This is a genomic window from Caulobacter segnis (assembly GCF_019931575.1).
GTDB classification, from domain to species: Bacteria; Pseudomonadota; Alphaproteobacteria; order Caulobacterales; family Caulobacteraceae; genus Caulobacter; species Caulobacter segnis_C.
In genome coordinates, this window is record NZ_CP082923.1 from 3,887,412 (window position 1) to 3,912,653 (window position 25,242).

25 protein-coding genes and 2 pseudogenes are annotated in these 25,242 nt (G+C 70.0%); 13 read left to right on the forward strand and 14 right to left on the reverse strand.

Annotated features, from left to right (window positions below):
* Nucleotides 1–334: 334 nt before the first annotated feature.
* Nucleotides 335–622 carry a DUF1272 domain-containing protein gene (locus K8940_RS17850; RefSeq protein WP_223391409.1) on the reverse strand — a complete coding sequence of 96 codons (288 nt, stop codon included), beginning with the start codon at nt 620–622 and terminating at the stop codon, nt 335–337.
* Between the two features lie 332 nt (nt 623–954).
* Here K8940_RS17850 and carA point away from each other — a divergent pair, with 332 nt between their 5' ends.
* The 3 genes from carA (at nt 955) to K8940_RS17865 (ending at nt 4,011) form a co-directional block, all read left to right on the forward strand.
* Complete coding sequence (gene carA, locus K8940_RS17855) at nt 955–2,121, forward strand: glutamine-hydrolyzing carbamoyl-phosphate synthase small subunit (protein ID WP_223391410.1); 1,167 nt, start codon at nt 955–957, stop codon at nt 2,119–2,121.
* Nucleotides 2,122–2,214: 93 nt separating this feature from the next.
* The gene (locus tag K8940_RS17860) at nt 2,215–2,955 is read left to right on the forward strand and encodes an SDR family NAD(P)-dependent oxidoreductase (RefSeq protein WP_223391411.1); all 741 of its coding nucleotides are present in this window, start codon (nt 2,215–2,217) and stop codon (nt 2,953–2,955) included.
* 15 nt (nt 2,956–2,970) lie between these two features.
* A complete protein-coding gene (locus tag K8940_RS17865) occupies nt 2,971–4,011 on the forward strand; it encodes an alcohol dehydrogenase family protein (protein WP_223391412.1) in 1,041 nt (346 codons plus the stop codon).
* Nucleotides 4,012–4,242: 231 nt separating this feature from the next.
* Here the strand turns inward: K8940_RS17865 and K8940_RS17870 are convergent, their stop codons facing one another.
* A complete protein-coding gene (locus K8940_RS17870; RefSeq protein ID WP_223391413.1) occupies nt 4,243–4,482 on the reverse strand; it encodes a flagellar basal body rod C-terminal domain-containing protein in 240 nt (79 codons plus the stop codon).
* A gap of 446 nt (nt 4,483–4,928) precedes the next feature.
* On the opposite strand from K8940_RS17870, the gene K8940_RS17875 reads away from it, so the two are divergent.
* The 3 genes and pseudogenes from K8940_RS17875 (at nt 4,929) to K8940_RS17885 (ending at nt 8,125) form a co-directional block, all read left to right on the forward strand.
* Nucleotides 4,929–6,638, forward strand: a complete 1,710-nt coding sequence (locus tag K8940_RS17875; protein WP_223391414.1) for a M20/M25/M40 family metallo-hydrolase — start codon at nt 4,929–4,931, stop codon at nt 6,636–6,638.
* 181 nt (nt 6,639–6,819) lie between these two features.
* Nucleotides 6,820–7,522 (forward strand): annotated as a pseudogene (locus tag K8940_RS17880) (DUF998 domain-containing protein).
* A 39-nt stretch (nt 7,523–7,561) separates the two neighbouring features.
* Nucleotides 7,562–8,125 carry a hypothetical protein gene (locus K8940_RS17885; RefSeq protein WP_223391415.1) on the forward strand — a complete coding sequence of 188 codons (564 nt, stop codon included), beginning with the start codon at nt 7,562–7,564 and terminating at the stop codon, nt 8,123–8,125.
* 39 nt (nt 8,126–8,164) lie between these two features.
* Here K8940_RS17885 and K8940_RS17890 read toward each other — a convergent pair.
* Nucleotides 8,165–9,727, reverse strand: a pseudogene (locus tag K8940_RS17890) (oleate hydratase).
* 101 nt (nt 9,728–9,828) lie between these two features.
* Entirely contained in the window at nt 9,829–10,449 is a 621-nt protein-coding gene (locus tag K8940_RS17895) for a TIGR02466 family protein (RefSeq protein WP_223391416.1), read from the reverse strand.
* Nucleotides 10,450–10,598: 149 nt separating this feature from the next.
* Between K8940_RS17895 and K8940_RS17900 the strand changes: the two genes are divergently transcribed.
* From K8940_RS17900 to uvrC, 3 genes are read left to right on the forward strand one after another with little or no spacing between them, the layout of a single operon-like run.
* Nucleotides 10,599–10,913 (forward strand): hypothetical protein, encoded by a 315-nt coding sequence (locus K8940_RS17900; protein ID WP_223391417.1) that lies wholly within the window; start codon nt 10,599–10,601, stop codon nt 10,911–10,913.
* Between the two features lie 40 nt (nt 10,914–10,953).
* Nucleotides 10,954–11,199 carry a type II toxin-antitoxin system RelE/ParE family toxin gene (locus K8940_RS17905; RefSeq protein WP_223395893.1) on the forward strand — a complete coding sequence of 82 codons (246 nt, stop codon included), beginning with the start codon at nt 10,954–10,956 and terminating at the stop codon, nt 11,197–11,199.
* Nucleotides 11,200–11,216: 17 nt separating this feature from the next.
* Entirely contained in the window at nt 11,217–13,130 is a 1,914-nt protein-coding gene (gene uvrC / locus K8940_RS17910) for an excinuclease ABC subunit UvrC (RefSeq protein WP_223395895.1), read from the forward strand.
* A gap of 39 nt (nt 13,131–13,169) precedes the next feature.
* Here the strand turns inward: uvrC and K8940_RS17915 are convergent, their stop codons facing one another.
* The 4 genes from K8940_RS17915 to K8940_RS17930 all read right to left on the reverse strand — a co-directional run bounded on the left by K8940_RS17915 (nt 13,170) and on the right by K8940_RS17930 (nt 16,604).
* A complete protein-coding gene (locus K8940_RS17915; RefSeq protein ID WP_223391418.1) occupies nt 13,170–13,949 on the reverse strand; it encodes an alpha/beta fold hydrolase in 780 nt (259 codons plus the stop codon).
* A gap of 73 nt (nt 13,950–14,022) precedes the next feature.
* The gene (locus K8940_RS17920) at nt 14,023–15,087 is read right to left on the reverse strand and encodes a redoxin family protein (protein ID WP_223391419.1); all 1,065 of its coding nucleotides are present in this window, start codon (nt 15,085–15,087) and stop codon (nt 14,023–14,025) included.
* A gap of 11 nt (nt 15,088–15,098) precedes the next feature.
* Entirely contained in the window at nt 15,099–16,097 is a 999-nt protein-coding gene (locus K8940_RS17925) for an alpha/beta fold hydrolase (protein ID WP_223391420.1), read from the reverse strand.
* Nucleotides 16,098–16,184: 87 nt separating this feature from the next.
* Nucleotides 16,185–16,604: an organic hydroperoxide resistance protein gene (locus tag K8940_RS17930; RefSeq protein ID WP_223391421.1), complete on the reverse strand. Its 420-nt coding sequence runs from the start codon at nt 16,602–16,604 to the stop codon at nt 16,185–16,187.
* Nucleotides 16,605–16,750: 146 nt separating this feature from the next.
* On the opposite strand from K8940_RS17930, the gene K8940_RS17935 reads away from it, so the two are divergent.
* The 3 genes from K8940_RS17935 (at nt 16,751) to K8940_RS17945 (ending at nt 19,136) form a co-directional block, all read left to right on the forward strand.
* Nucleotides 16,751–17,236, forward strand: coding sequence for a MarR family winged helix-turn-helix transcriptional regulator (locus K8940_RS17935; protein ID WP_223391422.1), 486 nt, complete (start codon nt 16,751–16,753; stop codon nt 17,234–17,236).
* A 60-nt stretch (nt 17,237–17,296) separates the two neighbouring features.
* On the forward strand, nt 17,297–18,451 hold the full coding sequence (locus K8940_RS17940; RefSeq protein WP_223391423.1) for an energy transducer TonB: 1,155 nt from the start codon (nt 17,297–17,299) through the stop codon (nt 18,449–18,451).
* 115 nt (nt 18,452–18,566) lie between these two features.
* Nucleotides 18,567–19,136, forward strand: coding sequence for a sigma-70 family RNA polymerase sigma factor (locus tag K8940_RS17945; RefSeq protein WP_223391424.1), 570 nt, complete (start codon nt 18,567–18,569; stop codon nt 19,134–19,136).
* Here K8940_RS17945 and K8940_RS17950 read toward each other — a convergent pair.
* Nucleotides 19,133–20,296, reverse strand: coding sequence for a class V aminotransferase (locus K8940_RS17950; protein ID WP_223391425.1), 1,164 nt, complete (start codon nt 20,294–20,296; stop codon nt 19,133–19,135). The genes K8940_RS17945 and K8940_RS17950 overlap by 4 nt on opposite strands.
* 16 nt (nt 20,297–20,312) lie before the next feature.
* Nucleotides 20,313–21,104, reverse strand: a complete 792-nt coding sequence (locus K8940_RS17955; RefSeq protein ID WP_223391426.1) for a tryptophan 2,3-dioxygenase — start codon at nt 21,102–21,104, stop codon at nt 20,313–20,315.
* Between the two features lie 104 nt (nt 21,105–21,208).
* On the opposite strand from K8940_RS17955, the gene K8940_RS17960 reads away from it, so the two are divergent.
* On the forward strand, nt 21,209–21,661 hold the full coding sequence (locus tag K8940_RS17960; RefSeq protein WP_223391427.1) for an Lrp/AsnC family transcriptional regulator: 453 nt from the start codon (nt 21,209–21,211) through the stop codon (nt 21,659–21,661).
* Between the two features lie 46 nt (nt 21,662–21,707).
* Here the strand turns inward: K8940_RS17960 and K8940_RS17965 are convergent, their stop codons facing one another.
* From K8940_RS17965 to K8940_RS17980, 4 genes are all read right to left on the reverse strand, one after another.
* Nucleotides 21,708–22,346: a ChrR family anti-sigma-E factor gene (locus K8940_RS17965; protein WP_223391428.1), complete on the reverse strand. Its 639-nt coding sequence runs from the start codon at nt 22,344–22,346 to the stop codon at nt 21,708–21,710.
* Nucleotides 22,343–22,903: a sigma-70 family RNA polymerase sigma factor gene (locus K8940_RS17970; protein ID WP_223391429.1), complete on the reverse strand. Its 561-nt coding sequence runs from the start codon at nt 22,901–22,903 to the stop codon at nt 22,343–22,345. The genes K8940_RS17965 and K8940_RS17970 overlap by 4 nt, the downstream gene beginning before the upstream one ends.
* A 124-nt stretch (nt 22,904–23,027) precedes the next feature.
* On the reverse strand, nt 23,028–23,798 hold the full coding sequence (locus tag K8940_RS17975; RefSeq protein ID WP_223391430.1) for a DUF1365 domain-containing protein: 771 nt from the start codon (nt 23,796–23,798) through the stop codon (nt 23,028–23,030).
* The gene (locus tag K8940_RS17980) at nt 23,795–25,159 is read right to left on the reverse strand and encodes an NAD(P)/FAD-dependent oxidoreductase (RefSeq protein WP_223391431.1); all 1,365 of its coding nucleotides are present in this window, start codon (nt 25,157–25,159) and stop codon (nt 23,795–23,797) included. Before K8940_RS17980 ends, K8940_RS17975 begins: the two co-directional genes overlap by 4 nt.
* Nucleotides 25,160–25,242 lie beyond the last annotated feature (83 nt).

Sequence of the window (25,242 nt, forward strand, 5' to 3'; positions counted from 1 at the left end):
CCTCGAAGGTCAAGGTGGTCAGACCTCGTTCGCCGAGTCCTGTCCGACCTTTGACGCGCACATGCGGCGCCGGCGCCACGCTCGGCGAGCGGGACGGCGAGGGGTCGGGGGTTGGCGGGGAATTCCGGGCCGTCGGGCGCGGCGCGGGAGCCGTGGTCGACCTATGGCCGGCGCGAACGTCGCTCGACGGGAGTTCGGCCAGGCGACGGAACCTGCGCTTGATTACTCAGACAAAAGGTCAGACCAATGGGCCGCGTCTTCTCCTCACCCGTGAAACGGGGGAGGTGGCGCGGCGCGAATACGCGCGTGACGGAGGAGACGCTCGCCAGCCCCCCTAAGCCCACCCCGCCGGCCGGTCCCGCTCAGGTTCCCGCCGGATCGGCGTCGTGTAGCGGTGACCCTTGTTCACGCGGCGCAGCGACGCGGGGTAGCGGTGCAGCTGGCTCTCGGGGCGGATCGGCCTGGCCACCAGGCCGCCGCCGCAGTCGGGGCAAGCCGCGTCGAAGCGCAGGTCCGCGCAGGACGCGCAGAAGGTGTGCTCGAAGGTGCAGATTCGGGCCGCGTCGCTGGCCGGCGGCAGATCCGCGTCGCAGCACTCGCAATTCGGGCGCAGTTCGAGCATGGGTCCGTCCTCCCGTGTTCGTCTGGTCATTCTTGCCTGGAAGCCGTTCACCATAAGGGCTTTTCGGGCCTTCGCGCGAGGGGGCGCGTTCAGCGATCACGGGAATGTGGAGCCAAGCGAAATCCGCGTGATCGCCTGGGGGGACGCGAGGGGTTGACCCCCTCCCCCATACCCCCTAGACACCGCGCCGTTTGCGCGGCGGACGGGCCAAAAGCCCGTCCGCTTTCTTGCAAGCAACGCCCCGGCATGCCGGGGCTGGACCGGGGTTACCCCTGGCCCGCCTTTTTGCGACAATAGACACCCACCCCCTCGCGTTCAGGAGCGCTCCAAGAATGTCCCAAGACCTTCTCCCCGGCGTTACCGGCGTTCTGGCCCTGGCCGACGGCACCATCCTGCAAGGCGTGGGCTGCGGCGCGGTCGGCGACGCGGTCGGCGAGGTGTGCTTCAACACCGCCATGACGGGCTATCAGGAGATCCTGACCGACCCGTCCTACATGGCCCAGATCGTGGCCTTCACCTTCCCGCACATCGGCAATGTCGGCACGAACGTCGAGGACGTCGAGCAGATCACCGGCGTGTCCGAGACGGCCGCCCGCGGCGCCCTGTTCCGGGACGTCCCGACCCAGCAGGCCAACTGGCGCGCCAACGGCGACTTCGACGCCTGGATGAAGACCCGCGGCGTCATCGGCCTGGCCGGGATCGACACCCGCGCCCTGACCCGCAAGATCCGCGAGACCGGCATGCCGCACGGCGTCATCGCCCACGCGCCGGACGGCCAGTTCGACCTGCCCGCCCTGGTCGCCAAGGCCAAGGCCTGGGCCGGCCTGGAAGGCCTGGACCTGGCCAAGGACGCCTCGACCACCCAGACCTTCACCTGGGACGAGGGCCTGTGGTCGTGGCCGGAAGGCTACGCCAAGCTGGACAAGCCCAAGTACGAGGTCGTGGTCATCGACTACGGCGTCAAGCGCAACATCCTGCGCGCCCTGGCCCATGTCGGCGCCCGCGCTACGGTGGTGCCCGCCTCGACCTCGGCCGAGGACATCCTGGCCCGCAATCCGGACGGCGTGCTGCTGAGCAATGGCCCGGGCGACCCGGCCGCGACCGGCGAATACGCCGTGCCGGAGATCCAGAAGCTGGTGCAGAGCGGCAAGCCGGTGTTCGGCATCTGCCTGGGCCACCAGATGCTGGCCCTGGCCCTGGGCGCCAAGACCGTGAAGATGGACCAGGGCCACCACGGCGCCAACCATCCGGTCAAGGACCTGACCACCGGCAAGGTCGAGATCGTCTCGATGAACCACGGCTTCACCGTGGACTCGGCCTCGCTGCCGGCCCCGGTCCGGGAGACCCACGTCTCGCTGTTCGACGGCACCAACGCCGGCATCCAGCTGGCCGACAAGCCGGTGTTCTCGGTCCAGCACCACCCCGAAGCCTCGCCCGGCCCGACCGACAGCCTCTACCTGTTCGAACGCTTCGCCGGCCTGATGGACCAGGCGAAGTAGGCACGCCCCCCCTCTCTCAAAGAGAGAGGGGTTCAAGGCTTTGACCTCCCCAACGTCACCCGCGCCTATCCTTTGAAAAAGGGAGACGCCGGGATGATCGACGACACCGATTTCAGCGGCCGGCGGGTGCTGGTCGTGGGCGGGTCCAGCGGCATCGGCAACGGGATCGCCCAGGCGTTCCGGGCGCGGGGCGCGGCCGTCGCGGTCTGGGGCACGCGGGCCAGCGCCGGCGACTACGACCCCGCCGAGGGCTCGGACCTTTCGGGCCTGGCCTATGCCGGCGTCGACGTCGGCGATCCCGACGCCATCGAGGCCGCGCCCGCCCCGTTCGCGGACGGCCTGGACGTGCTGGTGCTGTGCCAAGGGACGGTGGTTTACAAGCGCGGCGAGTTCGAACGGCCCGGCTGGGACCGGGTGATGGCCGTCAATCTCGACAGCCTGATGCACTGCGCCCGCCGCTTCAAGCCGGCCCTGACCGAGAGCCGGGGCAGCGTGATCATCGTCAGCTCGATCTCGGGCCTGAAGGCCAATATCGGCAACCCGGCCTACGCCGCTTCCAAGGCTGGCGCGATCAGCCTGACCAAGACCCTGGGCCAGGCCTGGGCGCCCGAGGGGGTGCGGGTCAACGGCCTGGCGCCGGGCCTGGTCGAGACCAAGCTGACCAAGGTCACCACCGGGAGCCCCGATCGCCTGGCCGGGGCGCTCTCCGCCATTCCGCAGCGGCGGATGGGCGCCCCCGCCGACATGGCCGGCGCGGCGCTGTTCCTGGCCTCCCCGCTGGCCGCCTATGTCACCGGCCACACCCTGGTGGTCGACGGCGGCCTGTCGCTCTAGCTGGAGACGAGCACAATGAAGGCCCTTCGCTATCACGGCGCCCGTGACGTCCGGTACGAGAGCATGGACGACCCGACGCCCCAGTCGGACCGCGACGCGATCGTCAAGGTCACCGCCTGCTCGATCTGCGGCTCGGACCTGCACATCTATCACGGCCACGGGTTCTCGGAGGACCTGGGCTTCTGCGTCGGCCACGAGGCGGTCGGCGAGGTGGTCGAGATCGGACGGGGCGTCCATCGGCTGAAGGTCGGCGACAAGGTCATGCTGCCGGCCGCCGTCGGCTGCGGCCGCTGCCGCTCGTGCCTGGCCGGCGTGGTCCAGACCTGCGAGTATGGCGAGTTCGGCTGCTATGGCCTGTCGGCGCGGCTGCAGGGCTCGCAGGCCGAGGCCGTGCGGGTGCCGGCCGCCGACATGAACGCCGTGCCAGTGCCCGAAGGCGTCTCGATGGAACAGGCGCTGATGATGACCGACGCCCTGGCCACGGCCTGGTTCGGGGCGCGCAACGCCGAGGTCCGCCCCGGCGCCAGCGTGGCGGTGATCGGCCTGGGCCCCATCGGCCTGATGGCGGTCGAGAGCGCCTATGTCATGGGCGCGCACGTGGTCTACGCCATCGATCCCCTGCCCGCCCGCCGGGCCCTGGCGGCGGAGGCCGGCGCGATCGCCCTGACGCCCGACGAGGTCCTGCCCCGGGTGCGCGAGGACACCAAGGGTCGGGGCCTGGACTGCGTGATCGAGGCCGTGGGCGGCGAGGCGACGGTCGACGCGGCCCTGCGCCTGGCGCGCCCACGCGGCGTGGTGTCGGTGATCGGGGTGCAGCAGGCCCGGCGCTTTCCCTTCCCGCTGGAGCGCGCCTTCGCGGCGGGCCTGACCTTCCGGGTGGGGACCTGCTCGGTGCCCGAGGAGTTGCCGGCCCTGTTCCCGCTGGTCCGCTCGGGACGGCTGCGGCCGGAGAAGTATGTCAGCCACCGCCTGCCGCTCAGCCAGGGCGCCGAGGCCTACCGCCTGTTCGAGTCCCGCGAAGCGGGGGCTTTGAAGATGGTGCTGACGCCGGATTGAAGACCGGAACGGCCCCGCGTGGGGGCCGCCTCCCGCGAGGCTAGGGGGCAATGCGGGAGGCGGCTGCCGAACGCCCTCGGCAAAGGGGGGCGCGCTTTGGGCGTCCGGCCGCTAGAACCTGTCCGCTCCGGTGGGAAACCGAACCGGCTGGCCAGGCTCTAACCTCGAGAACTCGAGAATTTGGGAAACTCTGGAGAGCGTGGCGAACCACGCTCGGGACCTGGAGGCGCGCTAGACCTTGAGGTTCAGCAGCGCGCCGGCCATCTCGTCGGCGGTCTTGATGACCGCCGCATTGGCCTTGAAGTCGTTGACCGCGCTGATCTGCCCGGTCCGCTCGGTGACGTAGTCGACGTCCGAGAGCCCCTCGGCGCGTTCGGCCTGGGCGTCCGCCGCGGCCATGCGGTGAGCGCTGGCGGTGAGGCGGTCGGCGGCGGCCATCATGCCGGCCGCGGCGATCGATATTGCCTGCATCGGGTCCCCCAGAGAAAGAAATCGGCGTTGGAGATCGGCGTTTGTTGACGTTGGTTATCGCGGCGGTTGGGTTAAGAAGGTGCAACTAAAGATGGTAAAATTTACAGTTTGGTCATAATTTTTTACGCGGGTTAACCACGTTTCGGAGGCCGGTTTCGAGGCCGAAAGCAGGGTTAATCCGTCGCTAACCGAACCCGGGCGGGGCCAGGGTTGGCGCGGTTTTTCGCCTATCGCGCGAGCCCGTTGCCGGAACACCGTTCTCGACGACAAATCCTGCCCAACATTACAAAACGTTCAGGTTCGGCCGTCTCGACAAGCCGTCAGCACACCGACATGGTTCGGCCCTCGCGCGAGCCGGGGGCGGCTCGTTCATTTAACCTTTGCGCAATGACGGCCGACGAAACCGCCCACCCCTGGCCGCCGCGTCCCAGAAGGCTCTCACACACATGTCGTTTACGCGCCGCGCCGCGCTCGCCAGCGCCGCCCTGCTCATGGTCGCGCACCCCGTCCTGGCCGCCGCGCCGGCCAAGCCCGTCGCCGCCGTTCAGAAGAAGGCCGCGCCGGCCTCGGACTTCGTCCCCTCGGCCGAGACCATCAAGGCCCACATGACCTTCCTGGCCGACGACGCCATGGAAGGCCGCGAGGCCGGCACGCGCGGCTACGACATCGCCGCCAACTACGTCGCCGCCCAGTACGCCCTGCTGGGCCTCAAGCCCGCCGGCGACAAGACCGCCGCCGGTGTCTCGTACCTGCAGCGCGTGCCGCTGATCGCCTACCGCCCGGCCGGCGACGGCGCGGTCACCCTGACCGGGGCCGACGGCCAGGCGATGGCCCTGAAGTACGGCGAGGACTACCTGCCCTCGCCCCAGGCCCAGGCGGCCGACGTCGCCGTCGACGCCCCGCTGGTCTTCGTCGGCTATGGCGTGGTCGATCCCTCGCGCGGCCGCGACGACTATGCGGGCCTGGACGTGAAGGGCAAGATCGTGGTCGTGCTGACCGGCGCCCCGACCGCGATCCAGACCGAGGAACGCGCCCACTTCAGCAACCCCAACACCAAGCGCGCCGAGGCCGCCAAGCGCGGCGCGATCGGCGTGATCACCATGCCGACCACCAGCGGCGAGAAGCGCCGCCCGTTCGCGCGCGGCCTGGCCGGCATGCAGGAATGGCGCGTGGTGTGGCGCAACGCCCAGGACGTCGGCGCCATCCGCGCCCCGTCGGCCCCCGCCCTGGCCACCGTCAGCCTGGCCGGCGCGGAGAAGCTGTTCGCGGGCGCCGCGACGCCGCTGGCGTCGGTCCTGGCGCAGGCCGAGACCCCGGCCGGCGCGGTCAAGGGCTTCGCCCTGCCCGCCAAGGCCAGCATCGCCCTGAAGACCCAGATCGAGAAGCGCGAGAGCAGCAACGTCGTCGGCCTGATCGAGGGCTCGGACCCGACGCTGAAGGCCCAGACCATCATCCTGTCGGCCCACCTGGACCACATCGGCATCAAGGAGAACGCCAAGCCCGGCGAGGACCGCGTCAACAACGGCGCTCTCGATAACGCCTCGGGCATCGCCACCCTGCTGGAGGTGGCGCGCGGCTTCAAGAACACCAAGGTCCGCCCCAAGCGCTCGATCATCCTGCTGGCGGTCACCGCCGAGGAGAAGGGCCTGGTCGGCTCGGACTACTTCGCCAACAACCCGACCATCAACAAGGCCGACATCGCCGCCGACGTGAACCTGGACATGCCGGTGCTGCTGTACCCGTTCACCGACGTGATCGCGTTCGGCTCGGACCGCTCGACCGTGGGTGAGGCCGTCAAGCACGCCGCCGGCCGCGTGGGCGTGGCGCTGTCGGGCGACCCGCTGCCGGAGGAAGGCCTGTTCACCCGCTCGGACCACTACCGCTTCGTCGAGCAGGGCGTGCCGTCGGTGTTCCTGATGACCGGCTTCCAGAACGGCGGCGAGAAGGCCTTCACCACCTTCCTGAAGACCAACTACCACCACCCGGGCGATGATCTGAACCAGCCGATCGACTATCAGGCGGCCGCCAAGTTCGCCCTGGTCAACTACGAGATCGCCCGCGAGCTGGCCAACGCCCCGGCCCGTCCGGTGTGGAAGAAGGGCGACTTCTTCGGCAATACGTTCGCACCGGCGGGGCATCCGTCCTCCGCCAAGTGATTGGGGCGAAGTAGTCGCTCGAACCCCACAATCGTTTCCCCGGCGAAAGCCGGGGCCCAGATGGAAGAGCGCTGGGGCGGGCTCTAGAAACACCGACGCCCTCCAATCATCCCCAGCGCCATGAGATCTGGGTCCCGGCTTTCGCCGGGAAGACCGGGTTGGGAAAACGGGAATAGGACCATTGACCCGGAGGGCGGCGGAAGGGATTCTGCCGCCCTCTCCCTTTCGTGATCCCGGATGTACCTCGCGTGACCGCCCGCACCGGCGCCTTCCTGAAGATCGGCGTGATCGCGCCGGCCATCATGGTGGCCGACGTGGCCCTGGCCCAGCGGCTGTTTCCCGGCTTCGACGCGGGGGCCCAGTTCATCAGCGAGCTGGGCGGGCCCAAGGCCCCCCTGCCCGAGGTCTTCAACTACGGCATGATCCTGGCCGGGATCGCGGGCCTGTTCGCCGGCGCGGGCTTCACCCACGCGCTGGAGCACGCCGGCGGCCGCCGGCGGGTCTCGGCCTTCGCCGGCCTGTTCGTGGCCCTGACGGGCCTGGGGGCGTTCTTCGCCGGGGTGTTCCACTGGCCCGACCCCATGCACCGCGCCTGCGGCGTGGGCCTGGCCATCCAGTTCGCGCCGCTGTTCACCGCCTGGGCCCTGTGGGGCAAGCCGGGCTATCGGCGGCTGGCCCACTTCTCGCTGGGCTGGTTCCTGGGGCTGCTGCTGGTCTTCGCCCTGCTGACCGGGGTGTGGAACGTGCGCACTGGCTACGACGTCGGCTACTGGCAGCGCGGCCACGCCTTCCTGGGCTTGCTATGGCTGGCCATCGCCGCCTGGACCCTTGAGAGGAGCTGGAAGAAGGCCCTCGCCCCGACGGCGGAACCGGCCGTCGTCTAGGCCCGTTGGCCAGGACCAACGACGAAGCGAGGCCCCCCGATGATCCGATCCTGGATGCTGTCCGCCGCCCTGCTGACGCTGGCCGCCTGCTCACAGCAGAAGACCGAGGACCAGCCGGCCCCGACGCCCGCCACGGCCCAGCCCGAGACGCCGGCCGCCGCACCGCCCGCCCCGGCGCCAGCGCCGGCCGCCGTCGCGGCCCCGGTCCCGGGCGAAACGGTCGGCGGCGACGGCTCGGAAATCCGGCTGTCGGGCCTCACCGAGGCGGACCTGAAGGCCAACCCCTTGCCGGGCGAACTCGCCTGCGGCTTCTCGGCCAAGGGGGCGTTGTTGCTGACCGCCAAGGGCGCGGTCGCCTCGAAGGACGCCGCCCTGGGCCTGGTCAAGGTCGGGGACTATGTCGAGCGGGTCGGCGCCCCCGGCGGCTTCGACGGCATGCTGAAGGGGGCGACGTTCTCCGGTGCCGGCAAGACGGTGATCATCGCCCTGACCGGCCCGGCGATCGGGGACGGCGAATCCCCGCCCAGCCCGGCCACGCTGACCTACCAGCGCGCGGACGGCGCCCAGCGGGTCTATGCCGGAACCTGGACCTGCGGGCCGTAGAGGTCTTCCCTCCTCCCGCACCGACGGCGCGGCTTCCGCTCAGGTCAGCGCCTTGCCCAGCGTATGCAGCAGCACCGACGGCGCGCGGTCGTGGCGCGTGACCGCGGGGATGGGTCGATCCACGCCCATCAGCTGGTAGACCGCCGTCTGGGCGGCGCGCACCGAATATTCGACCGTGAAGACGACGTCGTCGGGGATCTCGACGAACTGGCTGACGAACGCCAGGTTCCGCGAGCTGGCCGGGACCGGCAGGGGCCGGTCGGTCTTGCGGCGCGGCATGAACATCGAGGTGATGTAGGGCAGCCGGCACGGCACGCAGGTGGCGGTCTCGAACACCTCGGGCGCCAGGCCCAGATGGCCGCACAGCTCTTGCAGGATCTCGCGACCGCCGCAGGCGCTCATCGGCTTGGCCACGAAGTCGCCGATCCGGTCGGGATGCAGGGCGTAGCCCCAGAACACCGACCAGCCCTCCGGCTGATCCGGGAAGTGCGGCTGGTGGTACAACACGATCGACATCAGCCAGCGGGAGTCCTTGAAGGTCACCAGCCCGCCGGTGCCGGCCGCGTTGCCGCTGAAGGCCTGCATGGCGTCGAAGAAGCGCGGGTCGCGGCAGGTGACGGTGAACGACTCCCACAGGCTGCGCGCGATGGCGGTGTTGAAGGCGGCGGGGTTGCCGAACTCCGGGCGGCCTTCGGCGAGCTTCTCCCACAGCGCCCAACCCTGACTGTCGGCCTTGGTACGGGCCGGCGGCGGGGCGTCCATGGTCCCCAGGCTGGTGGCGTCGGTCATCGAGCCGTTCTGGAAGAAGACCAGATCGTCCTCGCCCACCGACACCGTCTCGGCGCGCCCCTCGCGCTCCAGCGCCAGGCGGATCACCCGATGGCGGCCGGCCTCGGTGACGATGTCGATGTCGGTCACCGTGGTGTTTCCGACGAAATTGACGCCGCGCTCGCGCAGCCAGCGCTCCAGCGGCAGGGCGATGGCGTCATACTGATTGTAGACGGTGCGCTTGACCCCGCCGAGCGTGTCGATGCGCGGAAACTCGTTCAGGAACCGGTGCAGGTACCGCTTGAGCTCCACGGCGCTGTGCCAGGGCTGGAAGGCGAACGTGGTCTGCCACATGTACCAGAAATTGGTCTCGAAGAACGGCGGCGACAGCTAGTCGGTGATGGCGCTGTCGCCCAGCTTGTCCTCCGACGTCTCCATCAGCCGGATTAGCTCCAGCCGGTCGTGGGTCGAGAAGCCCATGTGGCTGACATCGACCTTGTGCAGGTTGCGGTCGACCAGCCGGGCCTGCGAATGGGCGACGACCTGCTTGTTGAAGGCGATGGTCTGGTCGCGGACCGACTGGCCCGGCGCGTCCAGGCTGGGGATCGTGGACAGCAGGTCCCAGGTGCACTCGTAGTGGTCGGTGGTCAGCATCCGGCCGCCGCGCAGCGAGTACGAGCCGTCCGGCAGCCGCGAGCCGTCCAGCGAGCCGCCGAAGACCCGTGGGTGCTTCTCGTAGATCGTGATGTCCGCCCCGGCGACGCCGGCGTCGCGGATCAGGAAGACCGCCCCGGCCAGGGCGCCCACGCCGCCGCCGATGAAATAGTGCTTCATGGTCTTGCCTCCCGCCGGGATCGGCGAGGCGACACCCTCGCCGATCCCGAAAGCGGCATCCTTGATCCGGGGCAAATCGGCGCCGAACCGCGCCGGAAACCTCAGCGCCAGGCGTAGTTGAAGCTGACGCTGATCCGCTGCTCGTCGGCCTGGTTGGGCGTCACCTCGTGGCGCAGCCAGCTCTCCCACATCAGGATCGCGCCCGGCGCCGGCTGGACGTAGACGAACGGCTGCAGGTCCTCGGGCGCCTCGGTCTCGCGGGTCGGGGCGGCCATCATCATCGGCAGGCGCGGGTCCTCGAACTTGATGGCCGAGGCGCCCGGCGGGATGGTCACATAGACCGTGCCGGAGATGACGCTGTGGGGGTGGATGTGGCCGGTGTGCTGGCCGCCCGGCTCCAGAATGTTGATCCAGAAGCTGTCCATGACCAGCTTGCCGCCGGCCAGGTCGAAGCGAAGGGCCTTGGCGAAGGCGTTGGCGTGCTTGTCCAGCTTGCGCTTGAGGTCGGCGAACAGGCTGTCGCGCAGGGCCAGGTCGTTCAGCGAGGCGTAGGACGTATAGCCCAGATAGCCCTTGTTGTAGGCCCAGGCCTGGCCGGCGTCGTCGTCCTCGGCGATGGCGATGCAGGCGTCGTGCAGCTCGTCGATGAAGGTCTCGAAGTCCTTCTCGCCGGCGAGGCTGGCTTCATAGAGCGGCGTGACGAAGAGGCTGCGTGTGGTCATGGGGCGCGTCATAGAGCGTGACAGCCAAAAGTGGAAACCGGTTTTGGCGGCCGTCATGCTCCAGCCGAGAGAGCCCGGCCAATTCGCGCATTGGCCGTTGGGCGCCGGACCGCGTTGACGACAAACGGCAGGTGGAACATCATGAGAACATGACCGGCGACGACCTGACCCTGAGGATCGACGCGGCGCTCGCCGAGCGCCTGCGAATTCGCGCCGAGGCCGCGGGCCTGAGCGTGGAGGAGTATACGCTCGGCATCCTCAGACGCGCCGTCGAGGAGCCGGGTTTTGGAGAGACCGGAACCCAGTGGAGTGGGGCTCCGGTAAGCGCCTCGTACGACATTGACCAGGACTCCGAGGCCTATGCCGACGAGCTCGATCGAATCTGCGACGAGGCCCTGGAAACGGGTGGCATTCCCTTCGAGATCTTCCAAGCTCGCCTTCGCAATCTTGGACAGCGCCGCTGATCCATGTACCGGGTCATCGTCACGCCAGCGGCCATGGCTGATGTCGAATATCTGGAAGACTGGCTGCTCAAAACGCGGCGCCGAATATGGCCTCGAACTTGGCGACGTACTCGCGGGTGCTTCTGCAACCCTCGTAGACTATCCCAAACGGACACGGACCAGCCGAAACGGCCGCTATCGCGAACTCCACGTCACCTTTCACTCGAACCAGTATGTGATCCAATACCAGGTTCACCGCGACATCGTCGTGATCCTGCGCGTCCGGCACAGTCTCGAAGATCGCTGAACGCGCCGGACTCGCCTATATCTGCCCCCGTGACCGATACGACCGCTGACCCCGACGCCTCGCCCCGCCTGATCGGCGCCGCCCTGATCAAGGACGAGGTCTCGCGCCTGCCCGACGCGCCCGGCGTCTACCGCATGATCGGCGAGGCCGACGAGGTCCTCTATGTCGGCAAGGCCAAGAGCCTGAAGAAACGCGTCGTGCAGTACGCGCAAGGCCGCTTCCACACCAACCGCATCGCCCACATGGTCGACGCCACGCGAGCCATGGAGTTCGTCACCACCCGCACCGAAGCCGACGCCCTGCTGCTCGAGATCAACCTGATCAAGCAGCTCAAGCCCCGCTTCAACGTGCTGTTGCGCGACGACAAGAGCTTCCCCGAGATCGTCATTCGCCGCGACCATGACGCCCCGCAGCTGCGCAAGCACCGCGGCGCCCACACCCTCAAGGGCGACTATTTTGGGCCGTTCGCCAGCGCCTGGGCGGTGAACCGCACGCTCAACACCCTGCAGAAGGCGTTCCTGCTGCGCTCCTGCAGCGACAGCGTCTACGAGAGCCGCGACCGGCCCTGCATGCTGCACCAGATCAAGCGCTGCGCCGCCCCCTGCACCGGCCTGATCGGCAAGGACGACTACCAGGCCCTGGTCGACCAGGCCGAGGCCTTCCTGCGGGGCAAGTCTCGCGCGGTCATGGCGACCATGGCCAAGGAGATGGAGGCCGCCGCCGAGGACCTGGAGTTCGAGCGCGCCGCCCGCCTGCGCGACCGCATCCGCGCCCTGTCCAGCGTCGCCCAGGAGACCCAGATCAACCCCGAGACCGTGGAGGAGGCCGACGTCGTCGCCCTGCACGTCGAGGGCGGCCAGGCCTGCGTGCAGGTGTTCTTCTTCCGCGCCGGCCAGAACTGGGGCAACCGCGCCTACTTCCCGCGCGTCACCGGCAACGCCGAGGACACCGACGAGACCACCACCGAGGAACAGCGCATCCTCACCGCCTTCCTGGGCCAGTTCTACGACGACAAGCCGATCCCGCGCCTGATCCTCTCCAACCTGCAGCCGGCCGAGGCCGACCTGCTCTCGGAAGCCTTCGCCCTGAAGAGCGGCCGCAAGGTCGAGATCGCCACCCCCAAGCGCGGCGAGAAGGCCGACCTGGTCCAGCACGCCCTGACCAACGCCAAGGAGGCCCTGGGCCGCAAGATGGCCGAGAGCGGCGCCCAGACCAAGCTGCTGGCCGGCGTCTGCGAGGCCTTCAAGCTTGAGGCGCCGCCCGAGCGGATCGAGGTCTACGACAACAGCCACATCCAGGGCACGAACGCCGTCGGCGGCATGATCGTGGCGGGCCCGGAAGGCTTCATGAAGGGCCAGTACCGCAAGTTCAACATCAAGAGCACCGAGCTCACCCCCGGCGACGACTACGGCATGATGAAGGAGGTGCTGCGCCGCCGCTTCGCCCGCCTGGTCAAGGAGGAGGAAGAAGGCGACAGCGACAACCGCCCCGACCTCGTGCTGGTCGACGGCGGCAAGGGCCAGCTGGACGCGGCCCTGGAGATCATGGCCGACCTGGGCGTCGACGACATCGCCGTGGTCGGCGTCGCCAAGGGCCCCGACCGCGACGCCGGCCTCGAGCGCTTCTTCCTGCCCGACCAGCCGCCGTTCATGCTCGAGCCCAAGTCGCCGGTGCTCTACTACCTCCAGCGCCTGCGCGACGAAGCCCACCGCTTCGCCATCGGCGCCCACCGCACACGGCGGTCGATGGACCTGAAGAAGAACCCCCTCGACGAAATCGAAGGCGTCGGCCCCGGCCGCAAGAAGGCCCTGCTGCACGCCTTCGGGTCAGCCAAGGGCGTGGGCCGGGCCAGCGTGGAGGACCTGGTCAAGGTCGAGGGCGTGAGCCAGGCGCTGGCCGAGCGCATCCACGGCTTTTTCCGCAAGGGGTGAGGCCCTCTCCACGGGGGGAGAGAGCCTCGACCTGGCGCCTCAGTTCCCGCTCGCCGCCGTCTCGATCAGCTTCGACACCGCGTGCGGGTGCGAGATCATCACCACGTGCGAGGCGCCCGGCACGGTGACGACCTGCTTGGCGTGGGCGCGCTCGGCCATCCACTTCATGGCGGCGGGTGGGATGTTGCGGTCGGCCTCGCCATAGACCCACCACGACGGCAGGGCCTTCCAGGCGGTGGCGACAGCCTTCTCGGCGCCGGCCGTGTCGGCCAGGGGGCGCTGGGCGACGGCCATCAGCCGGGCCTCGGCCACCGGCACGTCCGCGGCGAACTGGGCCGGGAACTTGGCCTGCTGGATGTAGAGATCGTGGCCGCCGCCGGGCAGGTCGACGGGCTTGTCCAGGGTGGGCGGCAGGGTGCTGCCCGGGAACTTGCCGGTCAGGTCGAAGATGCTCTCACCGACCTCGGGCGCGAAGGCGGCGACATAGACCAGCCCCTTGACGTTGGCGGCCCCGTCGGCGGCGGCCGAGATCACCGCGCCGCCATAGGAATGGCCGACCAGGATCACCGGACCGGGGATGGAATTGATCACCGTGCGCACGGCGGCGGCGTCGCTGGCCACGCCGCGCAGGGGGTTGGCGGCGGCCACGACGGCGTAGCCGTCGCGGGTCAGGTCGGCGACCACGCCGTTCCAGCTGCTGCTGTCGGCGAAGGCCCCGTGCACCAGCACGACGGTGGGCTTGGCCGGCTCGGCGGCATAGGCGGCGGACAGGCCGGTCAGGCTGAAGGCCAGGGCGAAGGCGGCGGTCTTGAAGGACATGGAGGATCTCCTGAGAGCGTGCGTGATGCGCTGAATGACGGGGAAAGCGGACAGGTCTTGGAGGAACGGAAGCCTATCCGAAGGTGAAGACGTAGGCGCGAACGCCCGGATCGAGGAACGCGACCTCGAAAATCCGGTCGGCGACGGGGCCGGCCTGACGGACAAGCTGATACATGCGGGGGCGGTCGACCACGCCCTGGCCGTCGGCGCCGACGTCGACGCCATGATCGGAGCCCGGCGCCGCGCTGTCCAGACGCACGCGATAGCGTACAGGACCGGCCGACGGCGCCAGCACCATGTGCAGGTCGCGGGCTCGGAAATGGTGGGCGATCCCGCCGCCCGCCGCACCGGTCGCGAACTCGTCGCCCACGGTCCAGGCGCCCGTCAGGCTCCAGCGGTTCAGCGGCAGGGCGCGCGGCGACTCGTAAGTCCGCGCGACATCGCGCGCCTGGCCACCTGGCGAGGCGAAGCCACTGGCCTGGGCGTAGCCGACATAGGTCTCGCCCGAGCCGAGGTCATCCCAGTCCGCCGCCAGTTCGGGGCCGACGCCGGCCGGTGGCCGCGCATCGCCCGACACGCTCAGCAGCCGCTGAATCAGGCGCTCGGTGGACTCGTACTGGCCCTCGCCGGCGACGCGGCCGCGCACGCGTCCCTCACCGTCCATGATGTAGAAGGCCGGCCAGGCGTTGTTGCCGAAGGCGCTCCAGATGCGGCGGTCGCTGTCCAGCACAACGGGAAAGTCGACGCCCAGATCGCCCAGCGCCTGATGCACGTTCGACGCCTCGGCCTCGAAGGCGAACTCGGGCGTGTGGACGCCGATCACCGTCAGGCCCCGATCGCCGTAGCGGGCTTTCCAGCCGCGCAGATAGGGCAGGATCCGCAGGCTGTTGATGCAGGAATAGGTCCAGAAGCAGACCACCACCGTCCTGCCCCGCAACGCGGCGGCGTCCAGGGGCGGGCTGTTCAGCCAGGTCGGCGACAGCCGCAGGGCGTCCAGGATCGGCGAGGGCTGGAAGGCGCGCGCCAGAGCCTGGCGGGCCGGCGGGAGGGCCAGAGCGCCGCCCAGAGCCAGGGGAATCACACCGCCGGCGGCCGCCTTCAGCCAGTCCCGGCGGGTCGGGTTCGAAGGGGTGGTCATGGCGTTCTCCTTCAAGCCCAACCCGCCACATCCAGAACCGCTCGCGCGAACGCCTCCGGCGCCTCCTGCGGCAGGTTGTGACCCACGCCGCCCGCGATCAGGCGGTGCGCGTATCGCCCCTTGAACTTGCCGGCATAGGCCGCCGGCTCTGGGTGCGGGGCGGCGTTGGCGTCGCCTTCCATCGTGATGGTGGGGACGGTGATGTCGGGGCGCTGGGCCAGGCGGGCCTCCAGGGCGTCGAAGCGGGGCTCGCCGCGCGACAGGCCCAGGCGCCAGCGGTAGTTGTCGATGGTGATGGCCACGTGGTCGGGATTGGCCAGCGAGGCGGCCGACCGGGCGAAGGTCGCATCGTCGAAGGCCCAGCGGGGCGAGGCCGTCTTCCAGATCAGCCGGGCGAAGGCCTGCGTGTTCTGAGCGTAGCCGGCCGCGCCGCGCGCGGTGGCGAAGTAGAACTGGTACCACCAGGACAGCTCGGCTTCCGGCGGCAGCGGCGCGGCGTTGGCCTGCTGGCCGGCGATCAGGTAGCCGCTGACGCTGACCAGGGCCACGACCCGCTCGGGCCACAGGGCCGCGACGATGTCGGCCGTGCGCGCGCCCCAGTCGAAGCCGGCCAGCACGGCCTTCGGGATGTTCAACGCGTCCATCAGGGCGATGACGTCGGTGGCCAGGGCGGCCGGCTGGCCGTTGCGCGGCGTGGCGACCGAGCGGAAGCGGGTCGAGCCGTAGCCGCGCAGATGCGGGACGATCACCCGCTTGCCGGCGGCGGCCAGGATCGGGGCGACCTGCGCGAAGGCGTGGATGTCGTAGGACCAGCCGTGCAGCAGGATTACCGGCTGTCCGGACGCCGGGCCGAGCTCGGCATAGCCGACGTCGAGGTCGCCGGCCGCGACCTGGCGCAAGGTCCAAGTGGGCGCGCCGGCGGCGGCGCGGGCGAGGGTCGGGGCGACGGCGGCCAGCGCCCCGAAGGCGGCGGCGGCGCGGAACAGGGCGCGGCGATTCAGGGCGGACATGACGGCGTTTCCTTCGGACGGCGAAGAGAGAGGATCGAAAAGCGCCGCGTCCGGGAGGGGAGCGGACGCGGCGCTTCCCGCGCGGGCTCAGACGAGGGTCAGGGTCACGTCGATATTGCCGCGCGTGGCCTTGGAGTACGGGCAGGTCTGGTGGGCGGCGTCGATCAGGGCGCGGCCGACGGTCGGGTCCAGGCCCGGCAGACTGACGTTCAGGCGGGCCTGCAGCTGATAGGCGTCGCCGACCTTGCCCAGGTCGATCTCGGCGTCGACGGCGGTGGCGGCCGGCAGGGCCACGCCCTGGGCGCGGGCGGCCAGGCCCATGGCGCCGATGAAGCAGGCCGACCAGCCGGCGGCCAGCAGCTGCTCGGGGTTCGTGCCGGGCGCGGCGGCGCCCGGAGGCGACAGGCGGGTCTCCAGCTTGCCGTCGTCGCTGCGGGCCGCGCCGTCGCGGCCGCCGGTGACATGGACGCGGCCGGTATAGAGGACGGTGTCGATCGGGGTGGTCATGGCTCGATTTCCTTTTTAGATCGGATACGATGTAATCGGTACCGATGTGATATGTCGCGCCAAACACCTTTGTCAACCTTCCGATTTCATCGGATCCGATTTATATTGAAGCCAGCATCATTCGCCGCCCGCCTAGAAAGGCCGCCATGTCCGACGCCGACGCCCCGCCCGCCCTGCCGAAACTGGGCGATTTCCTGTGTTTCGCGGTCTATTCCGCCAACCTCGCCTATGGCCGCGCCTACAAGCCGATCCTGGACGCCCTGGGCGTGACCTACACCCAGTGGATCATCATCGTGGCCCTGTGGGAGCAGGACGGCCAAAGCGTGAAGAGCCTGGGCGACAAGCTGTTCCTGGAGTCCAACACCCTGACTCCGATCCTCAAGAAGCTGGAGGGCCAGGGCTTCCTGACCCGCCAGCGCGATCCGGCCGACGAGCGCCAGGTGATCGTCAGCCTGACCCCGGCCGGCCGGGCCCTACGCGAACAGGGCGCCCAGCGCACCCTGGTCGCGGCCACCGGCCTGGAGCGCGAGGAGTTCGTCCGCACCCAGAAGACCATCACCAAGGTGCGCGACAACCTGATCCGGCACGTGGCCCGCGAAGGGGACGACACGGGCGCCGCCGCCGACATCTGAGCCCTTGACCGCCGCCCCACCGCCGGCGAAAGCTCCTCAACCTTAGATCGCGGAGCGTTCATGCGCGGCTTGTTGCTTCTGGCCCGGGCGGCCCTGGTCCCGGTCGTCCTGCTCCCCAGCGTTGCCGGCGCGGTCATCCCGCCGCCGCCCAGCGATCCCAAGGCCCCGGTCAAGCTGGTCAGCTTCGCGCCGCCGCCGGCCAGCGTGACCTGCGCGGGCGGCCCCGTCCGGCTGCTGGAGGGCGCGACGCCGCCGCCCAAGGTCTGGCAGGTCTGGATGCCGCCGGTCGGCCAGGCTGGCATGCCGCCGTACACGCCGCCCCCGCCGCCGACCAGCGAGGTCTACGGCTTCTCGATCACCGCCGACGGCCACGCGCAGGACCTCAAGCGCAAGACCCTGTCCGGCGGGCCGGGCGTCTGGAACACCGAGGAGCTGGCCGCCATCCTGGCCAGCTGGCGGTTCGCGCCCGGCGCGGCGGCCACGGACTGCCAGGTCGACCTGGCGCCCAGCTACCAGCCGCTGGCCGAGGCCTCTCCCGCCAAGCTGTTCGAGGCCCTGGCCGCCGAGCCGCGCAACGCGCCGCAGCTGCTGCGCAAGGCCGTGGCGGTCGGCGGCGACTGCGGCGGCGCCAGCCGGCGCCGACCCGAGACGATCGTCTATCCCGACACCCGTCCCTTCGACGACAAGACCGTCGATCCGGCCTGGGCGGGGCTGACCTTCGACATCGACGCCGCCGGGGCCACGCGCAACGTCCAGGTCGTCGCCCAGCACGGCGCGCCCGCCTTCGCCGCGGCCGCCGCCGGCGCGATCGCCAAGGGCCGCTACTTCCCCGGCCCGCCGCGCACCCGCTGCTACGTCGCGTTCAAGGCCATGCCCAAGGCCACCGAGGCGCCCCGGCGCGAGACCCCGCCGCCCGCCGACGACGAGGCCTGCAAGATCACCCGCGAGGAACTGAACCTGCCCGAGGACAAGTTCTTCCCGCCGGCCTTCGCCAAGCAGCGGGTCGGCGGCCGGGCGCTGTTGCGCTTCGACGTGGCGCCCTGGGGCCAGATCGGCGCGGTCGAGGTGCTGGAGAGCCAGCCCACCGCCACTTTCGGCGACGCCGCCCGCATGCTGCTGGCCAGCGCCCGCCCCAAGCCGCAGGCCACCGGCCATCACGGCTGCGTCGTGCCGATGGTCTACGCGATCCCGGCCATTCCCGACGAGACGGACTGAGCGTCTCCGTCCGCGCCCTGACGGCTCTCGGTGGGAATTCCTTTACGCCCGGCTGCAACCAAACCGCTCCGCCCCCGTTTGATAGCTTGAGTATTTTTTCCGAACGGGGGCCGTCATGGACCATCACGACCAGAAGACCTTCGAACGCGATCTGATCGCCCTGATCCCGCATCTGCGGGCTTTCGCGCGCTCGCTGTGCGGCGACGCCACCGCCGCCGACGACCTGGCGCAGGACGCCGTCGCCAAGGCCTGGGCCAGCCGCAACAGCTTCACCATGGGCACCAACATGAAGGCCTGGACCTTCATGATCCTGCGCAACCAGTTCTATTCCGACAAGCGCCGCAGCTGGCGCTCGGTGGCCCTGGACCAGGAGACCGCCGAACGGACCCTGGTGGCCAACACCAATTTCGACAGCGCCATCGCCCTGGACGACCTGCGCCAGGCGATGATGATGCTGCCCGAGAACCAGCGCGAGGCCCTGATCCTGATCGGCGCCGGCGGGTTCAGCTACGAGGAGGCGGCCGAGGTGATCGGCGTCGCCGTCGGCACGGTCAAGAGCCGCGTCAGCCGCGCCCGCGCCGACCTGGTCCGCATCTTCGAGACCGGCGACTACGAACGCGACGGCCTCCCGGTGCACGAGGCCATGGGCTCGATGCTGCGGGCGCTGGAACGCCTGGCGGCTTAAGGCTCCAGCGCGGCGCACGCCGCGCGGAACGCCTCCACATGCGCCTCGTCGTGATAGATCGACAGCCCGACGCGCAGCACGTCGTCGCGGACATCGACCACCACGCCCTTCTCGGCCAGCGCCTGCTTCCAGGCGCTGGCCTTTTCGTGTCGCAGGGCCAGGAACCGCGCCGAAGGGCCGGTGCCTGGCGGGTTCAGCACGACCGCGTCCTTCAGCGGCCCGGCCTCGCCCAGGGCGATCCTGGCCAGCAGCACCGACTTCAGCCGGGCGACGTGCCGCGCCATCGCCGTGGTGGTCAGGCCCTCGCGCTCCAGCATCGTCCCCGCCGCCACGAAGCGGTAGAGGCCCGACGGGTCGAAGGTCGCGCCCAGGAAGCGGCCGGCGTCGCGGACGTAGCCCACGCCGCCGGGCGGGCCTTCCAGGTCGCCGAACTCGGCGTACCAGCCGGTCAGCACGGGACGGGGGCCGAAGCCTGGCGGGGCGTGCAGGAACGCCGCCCCCTCCCCGGCCATGGCGTACTTGTAGCCGCCGGCCAGGTAGAAGATCCGGTCGGCCACCGCCGACAGGTCGGTCGAGACGGCGCGGAAGCCGTGATAGCCGTCGACCACGACCCACGGCCCCTCGGGCCGGGCCAGGTCGGCCAGCTCGAACACGCGGTCGAACACCAGGCCGGTCTTGAAGAACACGTGGCTGGCGAAGATCAGGTCGTGACCGCCTTCGCGCGCCGCCGCCAGGAACCGTTCGGCGAGGTCGGGACCTTCGCTGCCTACCAGGGTCAGTTCGATCTCGCCGGCCTCGACCCAGCGCTGGGCCTGGCGGCGGAACGAATGGAACTCGCCGTCCGTGGCCAGCACCCGCACCGGGCCGGAACGGTCGACAGCCGATAGCAGCACGGCCAGCAAGGAATGGGTGTTGGGCGCGAAGACCACCGTTTCCGGCGACGGCAGCTTCAGTTCGCGCGCCACCAGGCCCTGGGCGGCCGGGTAGACCTCGCCCAGCACCTTGTCCCACTTGTGGTCGGCCAGGACGGCGGCGTCGCGCCAGGCGTCGACCTGGGCGTCCAGGGTGACGTCCGGCCACAGGTGATGGCTGTGGGCGGCCATGTGCAGGCGGTCCGGAACGCCCAGCGCCCGCGAGAACAGGTCCTTGCGCGCGCTCATTACAGCTTGATCCTCGTCATAGCTTGGTCCTGAGCGACCATAGCTCCGGAAACGCCCGTCGGCGCAGGGTGCTGGCCAGGTAGCCGATCCCGTCGGTGCCGCCCGTGCCCGGCCGGCCGCCGATGATCCGCTCGACGGTCAGCACGTGCTTGTGCCGCCAGGTGACCAGGGCGTCGTCCAGGTCGACCAGCTTCTCGGCCAGCTGGTAAAGCTCCCAATAGCGCTGCGGGTCGCGATAGACCTCCAGCCAGGCGGCCTCGACCGCCTCGGACGGGGCGTAGGCCTGCGTCCAGTCGCGGTGGAGGGCGTCATCCGGCACGGCCAAGCCGAGCCTCGGCAGTTGCGCGATGGCCACGTCGTACAGGCTGGGCGCGGCCAGCGCCGCCTTCAGCAGCGCCAGGCCTTCGGAGCCCTCCTCCTGGAACTTCAGGAAGCTCTGGTCCTTCAGGCCCAGCAGGTATTCCAGGGTGCGGAACTGCGCCGACTGGAAGCCCGAGCTCGAGCCCAGCTCGCCCCGGAAGCTCAAGTAGTCGGCCGGGGTCATGGTGGCCAGCACGTCCCACGACAGGGTCATCACCGTCTGGATCCGCGACACCCGCGCCAGGGCCTTGTAGGCCGGCTCGACGTCGCCCGCCGCGATCAGCCGCCGGGCCAACCCGACCTCGTGGATGATCTCCTTGAGCCACAGCTCCTTGGTCTGGTGGATGACGATGAACAGGAGTTCGTCGTGCCGGTCGCTCAGCGGGGTCTGGGCCGCCAGCAGGGTGTCGAGCGCGAGGTACCGCGCGTAGGTCATGTCTTGCGCCATGGAAGGACCCTATGCCGATCGCCACGGCACATTGTCCTCGTTTGCACCGGCCGCCGCCAGCACGATAGAACGATGTCCTGATCAGACACCAACTGGCGGAACGAATGTCAGCCCTGAGCCGCATCGACCTGTCGATCCTCCGCATCCTGGAGGCCGACGCCCGCATCTCGTTCGCCGCCCTGGCCGAGCGCGTGGGCCTGTCGAAATCGCCGTGCTGGAGCCGCGTCCAGGCCCTGGAGAAGCAGGGCGTCATCACCGGCTACCACGCTCGCCTCGACGCCAAGGCGGTCGGCAAGGGCCTGACCGTCTACGCCCTGGCCACCGTCGAGTTCGCCCGCGCCGAGGCCTTCGAGGCCGCGGTCCTCAAGCACCCGGCCATCACCGAGTGCCACTCCACGGCCGGCGCGGGCGACTACCTGCTGCGGGTCGTGGCGGCCGACGTCGAGGACCTCGACCACCTGCTGCGCAGGGAGCTGAGCCAGCTGCCGGGCGTGCAGCGCTACACCACGACGGTGTGCATGAAGGCGATCAAGGCGGGGGGCGGGTTGATGGGGTGAGCGAAGGGCGGCGCGATCACGCCTTGATCGCGCACGACTGCGCCCCTCAGAGTCGAACGAAGGGCGCGAGCATGCGTCCGAGCCTTCCCGGCAGAACGATCTGGCCGTCCAGCGCCGCCACGCACAGGCAAGGCTCGGCCGAGACGACGCGGGGCTGGTGCGTGACGTTGGGGTCGGCCTCCTCGAAGTCGCCCAGCGAGAAGACGCCGTCCTCGGTGGCGTAGGCGCCGCTGATCACGCAGGTCAGCTCGACGCCGCCGTGCGTATGGCGCGGCGTGCACTGGCCGGGCGCGATCCGCAGCAGGATCACCCGGCAGTCGCCATCGCGCGGGCCCAGGACGTCGCGGACATAGACGCCTGGCCCCAGCCAGCGCCACGGACCGAGCGGGAAGTGACGCAGAGGCGCGGGGAGCGACGCGTCCGCGCCCTTCGGAGGCGTCGGCTCGACGCGCGGCTGGAAGGCGTCCAGACGGGCCAGCGCCGCTGCACCGGCCCGCTCGTCCAGCGCCAGCGGCTCGAGGTCTTCCAGCAGCGCGCCGCCGATGGCCTGGCCAAGCTCGGTCCAAACCCGCGTCTCCGGGCGCAGCGCCAGATGGGTCGCCACGACGACCGCCTCGGGAGGGCTGAGCGTACCGGCGGCGTAGGCCAGCAGGCGCTCCTCGCTGGGTTGGCGACGCGGGCTCATGCCGCGCCTCCCGTCTCGCGCTCGATGAAGACGCGCAGCTTCATCATGCCAAAACGGATGCGCGCCTTGATGGTGCCGAGCGGCACGCCCAGGGTCTCGGAGATTTGCGTGTGGGTCTGCTCTTGGAAAAAGGCCATTTCGATCGCCTGGGCCTGATCTGGGTTGAGGGTCCGCATCGCCGCCCTGACACGTTCCGCTTCCTGCGCGCCGTTCAGGATCGCGTCCGGCTGTGGCGGATCCTCGGCCTCGGGAGCGAAATCCTCGGCATAGACGGCGCGGTCCGCGCGGCGAAGACTGTCGATCCTGAGATTGCGCGCGATGGTGAAGATCCAGGCCGCCGCCGAGGCGCGCCCCTGATCGAAGAGGTGCGCCTTGCGCCACACGGTCAGCAGGGTCTCCTGGGCCAACTCCTCGGCCGCGAAGGCGGACGTCCCGCTACGGACCAGCAGCGCTTTCACCCGTGGGGCGTAGTGGTCGAAAAGCGCCCCGAACGCTTCTCGGTCGCGGTCGGCGGCGATCCGCGCGATGCAGGCGTTGAAGTCCCCCGGCGCGGTCATGGCGTGAGGGCTGCGAGCGCGGCGGGGATCAAGCTGAGTCGCATGCATGACCATGATACGCAACGAGACGGTCGACGGACGATGCGACGGCCATAAAATCTCGCGCGGACGGACAGGATCGGCCTCAGGCGGGATCTCCCAGGGTCACGGCGTGGACCGGCGGCGGCGGGCGGCGGCGCAGGCCGATACCGCGCGCCAGGATCCGCACGGCTTCCCAGTGTATGCCCGCGATTACCTTGAAGCTCAGAAGCGGATGGCGCAGCCAGGCTTTCAGCAGCGCGGCGTCGGTCAAGGGCGCGCGCTGGCCCGCGAACGCCGCCGTCAGGATCGGCTGGTCGCCGCGGCGGACGGTGACGACCACGGAGACGGCCTCGCCGGGCGGCCGGATCTCGAAGTCGTAGGCCAGGTCCATGTCCATGAACGGCGAGACGAAGAAGCGCTTCGGGGCGGTCTGGCGCACGCGTTCAGCCGACGGGTCCGGAACCGCGACCAGATAGCTGTGTCGCTCGCCGAAGGTGTTGCGCACCTCGTAGAGGATCGCCGCCAGGCCGCCGTCGGCGCGGTGGCAGAAATAGAGGCTGAGCGGATTGAAGCCATAGCCAAGGATACGCGGCATGCAGAGCAGGCGCACCGCCCCCCCGGCGACGATCTCGGCCTGGGCCAGCTGGTCGTTCACATAGGCCTTGAGGTCCGCGCCCGAACGGGCGCCATGGTCGGCGGCGCGAAACGACATCAGCCCGAACTTGCCCGCGCCGAGCAGCCGCAGGCGCGAGAACAGCCCCGGCAGGGCGTCGAGATCGAGCAGCAGCATGAAGATGCGGTAGCGCAGCCGATGCGTCTTCGGCGAGAACCGCGCGTGGGTGACGACGCCTTCGTAGATCGCCGAGGCGGTCATGCGGCGCGTTCGAGATCGGGCGCGCAGACGGTGATCCGTCCACTTTCGTCGGCCACCGACCATGGACGCCGGACGCCGCCCAGCTGTTCGGCGACGGCCAGGCCCGCCTGCAGACCATCCTCGTGGAAGCCCGCGCCGAAATAGGCTCCGCAGAACCAGGCGCGGCGCGCGCCCTGCAGGGTCCAGAGCTCCTTCTGGGCGGTCAGCGCGGCGGCGTCGAAGTGCGGATGCTCGAAGGCGCGCGTCTCGTGGATCAGATCCTCGCGCGGCTCCAGGTGCGGGTTGAGGGTGACGAACAGGGATGGACTCTGGCGCAGGCCCTGCAGGTGGTTCATCCAGTAGCTGACGCAGCCGCTGGCCGGGTCGTCGCGGCGTCCCAGGTGGTTCCAGCTGGCCCAGGCCAGGCGTCGGCGCGGCATCAGCCGGCGATCCCGGTGCAGCACCACCTGGTTGGGCGTGTAGCGGAACGCCCCCAGCAGCGCGCGCTCGCGGGCGTCGGCGTCGGACAACAGCCGCAAGGTGGTCGGGGCGTGGGTGGCGAACACCACGTGGTCGAACGCGGTCTCGCGGCCGCCGTCCTCGATGATCCGCACGCCGTCCTCGCGCCGCTGGACGGTCTCGATGCGGGCGGACAGCCGCGTACGGCCCTGGAAGGCCCGGGCCAGGCGGTCGACATAGTTGCGGCTGCCGCCATCGACCGTTCGCCAGGTTCGGCGGCCGACGAACCGCAGCAGGTCATGGTTCTCGAAGAAGCGGATAAAGGCCGCGGCGGGATGCTCGCCGGCGCCCTCGATGCTGGCCGACCAGATCGCCGCCGCCATCGGCAGCAGATGGTCCTGCCGCAGCGCCGCGCCGTAGCCGTGGGCGCGCAGGTATTCGCTCAGGGAGACGACAGGGTCCAACGTCGCCAGATGTCCCGGCGCGGTCCGGTAGAAGCGGTTGAGGTCGCGCAGCATCGACCAGAAACGCGGCCGCAGCAGGGCGCTGGGCTGGGCGAACAGCGAAGCCAAGCTCTTGCTGCCGTACTCCAGATCGCCATCGTCCAGCGAGATGGCCAGCGACATGTCGGCCGGCTTGGTCGGCGCGCCCAGATGGCGGAACAGCGCCGTCAGGTTCGGATAGTTCACCTCGTTATAGACGATGAACCCCATGTCGACCGCGATGGCGCCGCCAGGGGCGGGAACGTCGACAGTGTGGGCGTGGCCGCCCAGGCGGTCGGCCGACTCGAACAGCGTGACCTCGTGACCTTGGCTCAGCAGCCAGGCGCACGACAGGCCCGAGATCCCGGAACCGATGACGGCGATCCGCTGGGGCTTGGCCTGGCGAGGCTGGGAGGCGAACGGGAGGAGCGTGGCCTGCATCGAAGTCTCCTGGCGTCGAGCGCGAGGGTGGTGTCGATGAGGGTTACGGTCGATGCGGCCTCGCGGATGGATGCGTCCGACGG

Coding starts and splice junctions, on each gene's coding strand:
- K8940_RS17975 (WP_223391430.1), bottom strand. CDS start 23,798: ATGACCGCCTCGGCGATCTACGAAGGCGTCGTCACCCACGCGCGGTTC.
- K8940_RS17875 (WP_223391414.1), top strand. CDS start 4,929: ATGTCGTTTACGCGCCGCGCCGCGCTCGCCAGCGCCGCCCTGCTCATG.
- K8940_RS17950 (WP_223391425.1), bottom strand. CDS start 20,296: ATGAGCGCGCGCAAGGACCTGTTCTCGCGGGCGCTGGGCGTTCCGGAC.
- K8940_RS17905 (WP_223395893.1), top strand. CDS start 10,954: ATGTCGAATATCTGGAAGACTGGCTGCTCAAAACGCGGCGCCGAATAT.
- K8940_RS17895 (WP_223391416.1), bottom strand. CDS start 10,449: ATGACCACACGCAGCCTCTTCGTCACGCCGCTCTATGAAGCCAGCCTC.
- K8940_RS17885 (WP_223391415.1), top strand. CDS start 7,562: ATGATCCGATCCTGGATGCTGTCCGCCGCCCTGCTGACGCTGGCCGCC.
- carA (WP_223391410.1), top strand. CDS start 955: ATGTCCCAAGACCTTCTCCCCGGCGTTACCGGCGTTCTGGCCCTGGCC.
- K8940_RS17970 (WP_223391429.1), bottom strand. CDS start 22,903: ATGACCGCGCCGGGGGACTTCAACGCCTGCATCGCGCGGATCGCCGCC.
- K8940_RS17960 (WP_223391427.1), top strand. CDS start 21,209: ATGTCAGCCCTGAGCCGCATCGACCTGTCGATCCTCCGCATCCTGGAG.
- K8940_RS17965 (WP_223391428.1), bottom strand. CDS start 22,346: ATGAGCCCGCGTCGCCAACCCAGCGAGGAGCGCCTGCTGGCCTACGCC.
- K8940_RS17920 (WP_223391419.1), bottom strand. CDS start 15,087: ATGACCACCCCTTCGAACCCGACCCGCCGGGACTGGCTGAAGGCGGCC.
- K8940_RS17980 (WP_223391431.1), bottom strand. CDS start 25,159: ATGCAGGCCACGCTCCTCCCGTTCGCCTCCCAGCCTCGCCAGGCCAAG.
- K8940_RS17865 (WP_223391412.1), top strand. CDS start 2,971: ATGAAGGCCCTTCGCTATCACGGCGCCCGTGACGTCCGGTACGAGAGC.
- K8940_RS17850 (WP_223391409.1), bottom strand. CDS start 622: ATGCTCGAACTGCGCCCGAATTGCGAGTGCTGCGACGCGGATCTGCCG.
- K8940_RS17940 (WP_223391423.1), top strand. CDS start 17,297: ATGCGCGGCTTGTTGCTTCTGGCCCGGGCGGCCCTGGTCCCGGTCGTC.
- K8940_RS17945 (WP_223391424.1), top strand. CDS start 18,567: ATGGACCATCACGACCAGAAGACCTTCGAACGCGATCTGATCGCCCTG.
- K8940_RS17900 (WP_223391417.1), top strand. CDS start 10,599: ATGACCGGCGACGACCTGACCCTGAGGATCGACGCGGCGCTCGCCGAG.
- K8940_RS17925 (WP_223391420.1), bottom strand. CDS start 16,097: ATGTCCGCCCTGAATCGCCGCGCCCTGTTCCGCGCCGCCGCCGCCTTC.
- K8940_RS17860 (WP_223391411.1), top strand. CDS start 2,215: ATGATCGACGACACCGATTTCAGCGGCCGGCGGGTGCTGGTCGTGGGC.
- K8940_RS17930 (WP_223391421.1), bottom strand. CDS start 16,604: ATGACCACCCCGATCGACACCGTCCTCTATACCGGCCGCGTCCATGTC.
- K8940_RS17915 (WP_223391418.1), bottom strand. CDS start 13,949: ATGTCCTTCAAGACCGCCGCCTTCGCCCTGGCCTTCAGCCTGACCGGC.
- K8940_RS17935 (WP_223391422.1), top strand. CDS start 16,751: ATGTCCGACGCCGACGCCCCGCCCGCCCTGCCGAAACTGGGCGATTTC.
- K8940_RS17870 (WP_223391413.1), bottom strand. CDS start 4,482: ATGCAGGCAATATCGATCGCCGCGGCCGGCATGATGGCCGCCGCCGAC.
- K8940_RS17955 (WP_223391426.1), bottom strand. CDS start 21,104: ATGGCGCAAGACATGACCTACGCGCGGTACCTCGCGCTCGACACCCTG.